At 59.0% G+C, this 9,623-nt stretch carries 8 protein-coding genes and 1 pseudogene; 7 read left to right on the plus strand and 2 right to left on the minus strand.

Annotation, left to right across the window (positions count from 1 at the left end; translation table 11 throughout):
- Window positions 1-102 precede the first annotated feature (102 nt).
- Both AWB81_RS37720 and AWB81_RS37725 read right to left on the minus strand, forming a co-directional pair.
- Complete coding sequence (locus tag AWB81_RS37720) at window positions 103-1,017, minus strand: LysR substrate-binding domain-containing protein (protein WP_062643127.1); 915 nt, start codon at window positions 1,015-1,017, stop codon at window positions 103-105.
- A 65-nt stretch (window positions 1,018-1,082) separates the two neighbouring features.
- Window positions 1,083-1,370, minus strand: a complete 288-nt coding sequence (locus AWB81_RS37725; RefSeq protein WP_062643113.1) for a hypothetical protein — start codon at window positions 1,368-1,370, stop codon at window positions 1,083-1,085.
- Between the two features lie 223 nt (window positions 1,371-1,593).
- Between AWB81_RS37725 and AWB81_RS37730 the strand changes: the two genes are divergently transcribed.
- The 7 genes and pseudogenes from AWB81_RS37730 to AWB81_RS37760 form a co-directional block, all read left to right on the plus strand.
- Complete coding sequence (locus tag AWB81_RS37730) at window positions 1,594-2,898, plus strand: MFS transporter (protein WP_062643114.1); 1,305 nt, start codon at window positions 1,594-1,596, stop codon at window positions 2,896-2,898.
- 162 nt (window positions 2,899-3,060) lie between these two features.
- Window positions 3,061-4,263 (plus strand): porin, encoded by a 1,203-nt coding sequence (locus AWB81_RS37735; RefSeq protein WP_159939001.1) that lies wholly within the window; start codon window positions 3,061-3,063, stop codon window positions 4,261-4,263.
- A 59-nt stretch (window positions 4,264-4,322) separates the two neighbouring features.
- Window positions 4,323-5,750 carry a M20 family metallopeptidase gene (locus tag AWB81_RS37740; protein ID WP_062643119.1) on the plus strand — a complete coding sequence of 476 codons (1,428 nt, stop codon included), beginning with the start codon at window positions 4,323-4,325 and terminating at the stop codon, window positions 5,748-5,750.
- 51 nt (window positions 5,751-5,801) lie between these two features.
- Window positions 5,802-7,289, plus strand: coding sequence for a M81 family metallopeptidase (locus tag AWB81_RS37745; protein WP_087135465.1), 1,488 nt, complete (start codon window positions 5,802-5,804; stop codon window positions 7,287-7,289).
- A gap of 155 nt (window positions 7,290-7,444) precedes the next feature.
- Window positions 7,445-7,748, plus strand: a pseudogene (locus tag AWB81_RS37750) (transposase); the annotation flags it as partial.
- A 78-nt stretch (window positions 7,749-7,826) separates the two neighbouring features.
- Window positions 7,827-8,780 carry a LysR family transcriptional regulator gene (locus AWB81_RS37755; protein ID WP_159939002.1) on the plus strand — a complete coding sequence of 318 codons (954 nt, stop codon included), beginning with the start codon at window positions 7,827-7,829 and terminating at the stop codon, window positions 8,778-8,780.
- A 376-nt stretch (window positions 8,781-9,156) separates the two neighbouring features.
- Window positions 9,157-9,623 (plus strand): lipocalin-like domain-containing protein (locus AWB81_RS37760; protein WP_062643125.1); only part of this gene is annotated, 467 nt, incomplete at its 3' end.

Here is a 9,623-nt window from a genome sequence, read left to right on the forward strand (position 1 = left end):
AGCGGCGCTTTTGTATCTGGACGGAATCTTAGGGAAGCTAGAAAAAAGGTGAATGCTAGTCCTGCATATGGTTATGCGAGTTTCGCATAACGCCGGACAACCCTATCCTGCGGCACCGGAAGCGGCCCGAAGGTGACGCCATAGCGATTCCAGAAACTCGCTGTGGTTCGATGCATCCCGGTACACGCGAAGCTCGACTTCGAGTTGCCACTCTGCGGTTCCGGCGGGCACGAGGTCGCCGGCGTCCAGTTCGGCGAGGATGGAGCTTCTCGGCAGCCAAGCGACTCCTTCACCTTCGAGAACGAGCTTCTTGACCACCTCCGCCATGTCCGATTCGTAATGAAGCCGCAAGACAGGGGCGGCGTTCGCGTGCCCCAGCAGCACTGCGAGGCAGCGCCCGAAGTAACTGGTTCCCGTGTAGGAGATGAGCGGTAAAGGACGGTCGTTCGTGCCGGGCAACCGGAATGCGGGAGCGCTTCGCTGATTGGGTTTGCAGACCGGCATGAAGGTGTCGGCGCCTACGGTAAGGTATTCGTATCGCGTCGGATCCAGATGCAGCGGCAACTCGGGATGGTGATAGGCGAACATCAACTCGCAGTTGCCGTTGACGAGCATCAGGATCGAATCGTGGACGTTGGCCGGAATGACGCGTGCGCGCACCTCGTCGAAATGTGAAGAGAGCGCGCGCAGCCAGGCAGGCAGAAAGTTGAGCGCGATGGTATGGCCGGCTGCGATCTGCACCCCCTTGCCGGCGATGCGCTGCTCGGTGCGAATGATGGCGCGCGTGTCGAACAGCTTCTCGATGATGTCTTCGGCCGCTTCGCGAAAGAGTTGTCCCGCTGGCGTCAATGTCGGCGGAAAGCTGCTTCGATTGATGAGGTCGGCGCCAACCCACTGCTCCAGCGACTGAATCCGCCTGCTGAACCCGGACTGCGTCACGTTACGAAATTCCGCCGCTCGCGAGAAGCTCTGATATTGCGCGAGCGCGATGAAGTCTTCGATCCACTTGATTTCCATGACCTGTCCGTATCGGTTCTGGTTCCGGCGACAAGGCAGATCGGCCGCCATGAGACCCTTCGATTTTACGGGACGCGGAACAAGTCAGTTATCGAGCGCGTCGTTGCGATTGCGCGACGCTGCATTCGGTTGCGCAGCCGTCCCGCCAGGAAAGCGACAATGACCAGCGACAGGTAGAACGTCAGAACGTCACGACGCCACGCTTCCAGGTCGACACGGTGCTCCGCGATCGTCGAACCAGATATCAGGCAATTCGCGGCTGCGGCGGCGCTGGACATCCGAGCAAAACCGGCGCCAGAGAGCAGCGGAAGAATAACGAGCAGAGCCATCAACGCAGGCTTAGCGCGGTGCATGGAGGCCGTTCGCTGTCTTGCGATGGGACATCCTAATCGGCGATTTAGCCAGCAAGGCCCCCACTCCAGCCTACATACCAAAATTTATCGGCCCAAAAAAATGTGAATAGCCATGGCTTTTTGTCCCGTAAATACTGGCTTCAACTCAAGCCAATGCCGGTTCCTCTTTGTCGAGAATCGCTCCTGTGCTTGCCATCAAACGGTCGCCTTCTCCCGGATTTCCATGAGCAATGTCACCCTGCAATCAGCCGATACGTCCCTCGACGTTCGCCGTAGTACGCCAAGCTCCCAGCTACGCACAATCGCAGCATGTTCAATCGGCAACGCGCTTGAAATGTACGACTTCACGGTCTACAGCTTCTTCGCCATGCTGATAGGCAAGCTCTTCTTCCCTGTCAATAACGCGTATACCTCCCTGCTGCTGGCGGTCGGCACATTCGGTATCGGCTTCGTGATGCGGCCGCTCGGAGCGATGGTGATCGGCAGCTTTGCCGACCGGCGCGGCCGAAAGGCAGCGATGACGCTGACGATCACACTCATGGTCTGCGGCACGCTGTGTATCGCCTTCGCACCTACCTATGCGACGGCCGGAACGCTAGGCACGCTTGCCATCGTACTTGGCCGGGTATTGCAGGGCTTTTCGCTCGGAGGAGAAATCGGCGCATCGACCGCGATGTTGATGGAGTCCGGCAGTTTCGGCAGCCGTGGTTTCCGGATCGGCTGGCAGGGAGCGAGCCAGGGATTCGCCGCCCTGCTGGGGGCGCTGAGCGGCGCCGTGCTGTATGCGAACCTGTCGCAATCGGCGCTCGAATCCTGGGGCTGGCGTCTGCCGTTTCTGCTTGGCTTGCTGATCGCACCAGTCGGTCTTTACATCCGCTCTCATCTCGACGAAACGCTGGATAGCGATGCTACAGAGGCTCATCCGCTGGCGACGGTATTCACCGAGCATCGCAGCAAGATCGTGCGCGGCGTGCTGTCTATCGTCGCGGGAACGGTTGTCATGTACCTCGTCGTCTTCTTTATGCCGACTTATCTGGTGCGCGTGCTGCACCTGCCAACCTCCCTTTCCCTGATGGCAGGCTGTGTGTCGGGTGCGACGATGACATTCATGTGCATCCTCTCAGGCCTGATCGCTGATCGGACCGTATCTCGCAAGCCTATTGCGCTTGCTTCCGTCGTGCTGACGACGCTGCTCATCTATCCCGCGATCTGGGCCATGAACATGTATCCCAGTGTCCCGCTGGCCCTCTTCATGGTCGCCCTGGTCACCGCCGCGAGCAGCTTCGGCACTGCCCCCATGTTGCTGTTGCTGATGGAAATGTTTCCGGCCAGCGTGCGGGCGAGCGGACTTTCCGTCATCTACAGCATCGGTGTCGCTCTGTTTGGCGGATCCGCGCAGTTCATCGTGACCTGGCTTCTCGCGAAGACCGGCGATCCCATGTCGCTGGCGCTGTACATGATCGCCTGCGGAATCGTCACGGTCTGTGCGATGTCCAGCCTGCCTGAGCCGCGCGAGCGCGCTTCATAGCAATCGGCCCGACCGGCCCGCTCGCGGTCGGTCGGCAGCCTCCCCGATATTCATCACGCTGACTGAATCAGTTTCGCGCTCGAAAGAGACGCGAGGGAGCGGCTCGCCCGCACCGGCGCATTTATTAAATCACGCAAGTGGACATCGGCAATGAAAAAGACTTTGAGCGCGCTGCTCGCTTCGCTTGGCACGCTGGCCTATACCGGAGCTTTCGCGGAAGTGTCGCCGAACGCGCCGTCAGACGCGGCGGCTGCCGCCTACGCGACCAGCTCGCAAATGCAGTCGATGTTCCGGTACTGGGGATCAGGCCTGGGGCCGCAAACGCTGGGCGTGGCTTCGCAGCGTACCTTTGTGACGCTCTACGGCACCGTGGATTTGGGCGTCAACTATACGAAGGATGGTCCGTACAGCATCACGCGGTTGCAATCGGGCGGCGCATTGACATCGAAGTTCGGCTTGTATGGCCAGGAGTATCTCGGCGATCAATGGACCGTGTTCTTCCGGCTGGAAAACGGCTTCTTGGGTAACACCGGCGCTGTCCAGGACAAGACGTCGTTTTTCAATCGCGCCTCCTATGTCGGGATGCAGAACCCAATGTACGGGCAACTGACATTGGGCCGTCAATATACGTCCGGCGGCGCTGCCGCGCTGGGTGCGGATCCATTCCTCGGCGTCGCGCATGAATCGGTCTATACGTATTTTCTCGGCACCTCGGATCTGGGGCTCGGCGCGAACAGCATTGCGCTGGGACGCCTGCCCAATACGTTGCGTTATATCTCACCGCGGCTCGGGCCATTCGGCTTCGACCTGAGCTACTCGCTCAAAGAGGATCAATCGATAGGTCCCGCCGTCAGTCAACGCTCCGCGATGGTGTCTTACGTCGACAAACGCGCCGTGTTGTCAGTCGCTTTCGGGCAAAGCTGGTGCGACCCGTCGATCACGGGCAGTTGTGTCGGCAACGCGACGATCGCGCCGACCAAACGCACGGACACCTATCTCGCCTCCCTGCTCTACGACGTCGGTCCATTCATCGCCCAGGGCGCCTACATCCGATACGTTCCGCAGGCAGCGGACACCGCTATCGCCAGTACGTATCTGCTCGGCCTGCAAAAGTGGTGGCGGAATAATTTGCTGCGGGCGTCGGTTGCGTATCGTGACACGTCGAAATCGCAGGATTACGCCTACGGCTCGACGATCGGTATCGATCACTTTCTGTCGAAAAGAACGTCTCTATACGCGCGTGTCGGTGTCATGCGCAATGGCCCGAACTCCAGCGTTACTTACAACTACGACAGCGGATCGCCGACGCCCGCACCGGGGCGCACGATTTCAAGCGTCACGCTGGGTATCAATCATCAATTCTGATCTGGTGCGCGGCGTCGCCGCGTCACCACTTTTTGCTCCCTCTCACTAAGGAGACGTCTGTGTCGATCGAACTGGTTCAAGACTTTATCGAAAGCAGCAAAGACAAATACATACAGCTGTCGGACGAAATCTGGCAATACGCGGAGTTGGGCTACACCGAACATAAGTCCGCTGCCGCGCATATCGCATTTCTGAAAGCGGCGGGCTTTACGGTACGTGAGGGTGTGGCGGGAATCCCGACGGCGTTCGTTGCGGAAGCCGGCTGCGGCGGCCCGGTGATCGGCATCCTTGGCGAGTTCGATGCGCTGTCCGGGCTGAGTCAGGAGAGCCAGGCACTCAATTGCTGTCCATCGACTGAAATCTCGAACGGTAACGGCCATGGCTGCGGGCACCACCTGCTCGGCACAAGCGCTCATCTCGCGGCAGTCGCCGTCAAGAATGCGCTGGAACGCTGCGGCATTGAAGGCACGGTGCGCTTCTACGGTTGTCCTGCTGAAGAAGGCGGCTGGGGCAAGACCTTCATGACTCGCGCGGGTCTGTTCGACGATGTGTCAGCCGCGGTCACGTGGCGCCCCGGTGTCGCGAACACGATCATGAATATGGAAAGCCTGGCAGTTAAACAGGCGTACTTCCGCTTCAAGGGCGTCGCTGCGCATGCAGGCGCATCACCGCATCTCGGCCGCAGCGCGCTCGACGCGCTTGAGTTGATGAACATCGGTACCAACTTTCTGCGCGAACACATGATCCCGGACGCGCGCGTGCATTACGCCATTACCGACGCCGGTGGCGTTGCGCCGAATGTCGTGCAACCGAATGCGGCTGCGCTCTATATGATCCGTGCGCCGCGCAATCGCGACGCGAGCGAACTGTACGAACGGATCTGCAATATTGCGCGCGGCGCCGCGCTGATGACCGATTGCGAACTGGAAATCGAGGTTCACTCGGCGTGTTCCAATCTGCTGCGCAACACCACGCTGAACGAATTGATGCAGGCGAAACTCAAACAGTTCGGCGCGCCGCAGTATGACAGCGAGGAGCTGCAATTTGCCGAGTCGATGCATCGTACGAGCCGCCCCGAGGAGATCGAGATGGCCGGCCGGATGCTGGCCTCGGCGTGGCGTCAGCCGAAGGCGTTGTTCGACGGCGTCGATGAACTCTACAACGACCGTCCGTCGAAGATGCACGGTTCGACGGATGTCGGCGATGTGAGCTGGGTCACGACCACGGTGCAATGCATGACGGCATGCTTTGCCTTTGGTACGTCACCGCATTTGTGGCAGTGGGTCTCGCAAGGCAAAAGCGCGCTGGCGCACAAGGGGATGACGCTGGCCGCGAAAACGATGGCCGCCACCGCACTCGAGTTATATACGAACCCCCTGCTGCTCGCGGCAGCGCGCACTGAACTGATGGAGAGTCTGGCCAAAGAGGCCTACGTGTGCCCGATTCCGGAAGACGTGCGACCGCCGATTCCGGGACGCAGCGCCTGATTTGCTCGCTTGTCAGAACTCACTCTTTATCAGCGCTCCAGGATATAAATCATGCGTATTTTCGTTGCTGCATTAGTCACCGAGACAAATACCTTTTCACCGTTTCCGACATCCTACGAAGACTTCACGGTTCACGAGAGAGGGTCCGCTTCAGACTCGATGCTCGGCGTTGTTCCGAAAGTCTTTCGCGATAGAGCAGAAGCCGATGGACACACAGTCATTGAAAGTATTACTGCTTATGCCGAACCCTCCGGGCGTACGATCAAGGCCGCCTACGAGCGGCTGCGGGACAGGATCGTCGGCGATCTGAAGTCGGCCGGCCCAGTCGACATGCTATTGCTGATGTTGCACGGCGCTATGGTCGCGCAAGGCTGCGACGATTGCGAGGGCGACATCCTCACGCGGCTTCGCGAGATAGCCGGCGACGCGGTTATCGGCGTCGTGATCGATCCGCACTGCCATCTGACGGAAACCATGGTCGAGAATTCCGATCTCATCGTCATTGCCAAGGAGTATCCGCATATCGATTTTGCGGATCGGGCGCACGAAGTCTACGACATCTGCCAGAAGGTCTCCCAAGGAGAGATCAGGTTGACGGGAGCGCTCATCGATACACGGATCGTCGGCTTCTACCCTACTTTCGATCCTCCGATGCGAAATATCGTCGATGAGCTCACGGCGACAGAAAAGAGTCCATCCATTCTGTCTGCAAGCATCGGTCATGGCTTTCCATGGGCCGACGTGGAAGATGTCGGCACCCGCGTTCTCGTCTATGCGAACGATGACGCAGAAGAGGCCGCACAAGTAGCGGCGAAAATTGCGGAGCGGATCTACGAAGCCAGAGTTGAGTTGCGTCCGAACTATCCGTCAATCGCGGAGTCGCTGGATCGGGCGAGCGCGATGAGTGGGCAAATCGTGCTGGGTGACTTCGCCGACAACCCGGGTTGCGGTGCATCGGGCGACAGTACCTTCTTCCTCAAGGCGATGCTCGAACGCAATGTGACCGACGCCGTGATCGGCGCGTTCTGGGACCCTTTGGTCGCGAAGGTTTGTGCATCTGCCGGGGTTGGCGCTACCTTGAATATCAGGCTAGGCGGCAAATGCGGCCCCACTTCGTCGGATCCGGTCGATCTGGAGGTGGAAGTCATGGGCGTGGTGGACAATCACACCGGGGGCGCGTGGGGAGGCCGAATTCCGATGGGATTGTCCGTGTGGTTGCGCGCTGACGGTATCGACATTGCAGTGTGTTCCATTCGTACGCAGTTGTTCGAACGCGATTCTCTGACAGGATTGGGAATAGATCTCGACAACAAGCGCATCATTGTCGTGAAGTCCAGCAATCACTACCAGACAGGATTCCGGCCCGGATCAGACGCGCTTTGGCATGTGAATTCACCCGGGGCGTTGCCCTCCGACTTCTCGTCCCTTCCATACACGAAGCGCGATACGAATTACTATCCGCGGTCCCGGAACCCATGGGCGGAATACGGCATGCCTCCTGCCATTCTGTTCGGACGTAAAACGATGACGGCGAGCTAGTGTCCCGTTCCGTTGTTCACTGAACTATGTTCGCGTGGCATGTTGACGTCAGCGGAACGCAAGACGTCAACATGGCAATGGGACGACCGAAGGCGGAACTGGTGTTGAGCGAAGACGAGCGCTCGCAATGGGTGTCGATAGCACGTTCTCGCTCCAACTATGACAGTCGCAAGCATCCAAAGGTCGAGACGTGGCTGTCGACACGCCCCCGCTGTAACATGCATTTCATCCCCACTTACAGTCCGTAGCTCAACCAGGTCGAACGCTTCTTTGCGCTGATTACCGACAAGGCGATCCGCAGGGCTCGTTTGGCTCGGTCAAGCAACTGGTCAAGCGTATCGATCAATCCGTCTCACACTACAACGAAAACTGCAAACCATTCGTCTGGACCGCGTCAGCCGATTCCATCTCCAAAAACTTCGCAGACTTTGTTCGCGAATCAGCGGAACGGGACACTAGGCAGTGGTGTCGGCGCTCCGTGATATTTTGTCTAGCTATGATGAATCCCTGACAACGTGATTCGGGGGCAATGTGAAGTTGAGGCAACTCAATGCGCTGCGCGAGGTCGCCGAGGCCGGCAGTCTTCATGAAGCCGCTCGGCGCCTGTTCCTGACGCAACCGGCAATCAGCCGTTCGATCCGCGAGTTGGAAGTCGAATTGGGCATGCAGTTACTGACCCGATCGGCGAATGGCGCCACATTGACGCCATTCGCCCACCAGGTGCTGAAACGCGCACTCGTCGTCCAGCGGGAGATCGGGCGCATCGTGGAAGACGCGCAGACAGCGCGCGGAGAACTCGGCGGTCGGCTGACGCTCGCAATCACGCCTCCTGCATCTACCCGCGCGCTCGCCGACTCCCTGCTCGAACTGACAGCCGCGCGTCCGGGCGTCAAACTGGATGTGATCGAATGGCGCGGCGAGAACATCGCGGACGGATTGCGAAACGGAACGATCGATGTGGCGATTTTCACGCAGTATGGCGAGCCGAAGAACGCAGCGTTCGAATGGGCCAAGCTATACGAACTCGATGTGCAGTTGACAATTGCAGCGTCATACCAGGGCAGCGAAACTTTATCGATCGAGCAGATTCACGCGATGCCGTGGCTAGTTCTGGATTCCCCGACCGACGAATCGAGCTTTGTCGCGAAGTTGTTCGGCGAGCGCGGCATGCCGCTGCCGGAGCGAATAACGCGGTGTTCCGCGATGAACTTATACCTGGACCTCGCGACACAGATGCAGGCGATCGCAGTATTTACGTCGCTGGCGACGCCGCTGCTATCGCAGCGTGCGAATAAGGGCTTGCTCAAACTTCTGAGCCTTACCGAGCCGACACCGAAGGTCGGCATGTACCTCGCCTATTCCAGCGAGGAGTTGCTGACTGCGACGGCCGAGGATTTCATCCGGCGCCTGCGCGCAAAGCTCGATGGCCGAGAGGCAGGCCGTTTGCCCGCTGGCATGCCCTACAATGACAACCGGATCGGCGTTCGCTAGTCACAAGATGGCCGTCCTTGGGCATCGACGCAAAATCGCGGCTCTTCACTAGGTGCTGGACCCGGGCACAATTTTTTCAATCCCATCAGTCTGTCACGCCCCCAAGAGGCAAGTTATTCGGCGCAGGCCATCAAGATGTTGTAACTGCCTAGCGTTAAAAGCCAGCTCGCGTCGCGTCGTTCCGCCGGCTGCTTCATTACAGTAAAAAGCCGACCGGTGAGATTGTCTAGGCGCTCGCGCCGGTAAAGCTATCATTTCTGTTACAAACCACTAATATTCTTTCACGCGTTGCTGCACGGACGGGCAGGCGACGGGTGATGCCTTTGAGTGACCTCGCGTCCGGAACAGAAATGATTTCTGCCGTGAGGAGAGCGCGATGAATCGACGTGGCCTGGTTACGAAGACCTTCTTTGCCCTCACGTGCGCAGGCGTCGCGTTCCCAGCGGGTGCGCAGAATCTGAAACAGCAGGTGGTCGGCACCTGGACCTTGACGTCCGGATCGGAGAAGCTCGCAAACGGCAAGACAATCGTTCCTTGGGCGTCCGGCAACCTCATGCTGGATTCAACCGGCCACGTGGCATTTTTTCTCGTGGGCAAAGACCGCCCGAAGACGGTAGCTAATCCAAGCATGCCAATCGGTCCTGTCATCGCGTACTACGGAACATATACCGTCGACGAGCCCACCAGCACGCTCACGTATAACGTCGAAGCCAGCACATCGCCGGCATTCGACGGCGCGGTTCGCAAGCAGAAGGTCGTTTTGAGCGGCGATAAGCTGACCACGACCGGGTCTCCCGTCAAGACGTCCGACGGAGAGATCATCCCGATCAACGAATGGAAGCG

The sequence above is a fragment of the Caballeronia arationis genome, assembly GCF_001544975.2.
GTDB lineage: Bacteria > Pseudomonadota > Gammaproteobacteria > Burkholderiales > Burkholderiaceae > Caballeronia > Caballeronia arationis.

Excerpts from the sequence above, each read along its gene's own strand:
- AWB81_RS37720 (WP_062643127.1), bottom strand. The coding sequence starts at position 1,017 with ATGGAAATCAAGTGGATCGAAGACTTCATCGCGCTCGCGCAATATCAG.
- AWB81_RS37730 (WP_062643114.1), top strand. The coding sequence starts at position 1,594 with ATGAGCAATGTCACCCTGCAATCAGCCGATACGTCCCTCGACGTTCGC.
- AWB81_RS37725 (WP_062643113.1), bottom strand. The coding sequence starts at position 1,370 with ATGCACCGCGCTAAGCCTGCGTTGATGGCTCTGCTCGTTATTCTTCCG.
- AWB81_RS37745 (WP_087135465.1), top strand. The coding sequence starts at position 5,802 with ATGCGTATTTTCGTTGCTGCATTAGTCACCGAGACAAATACCTTTTCA.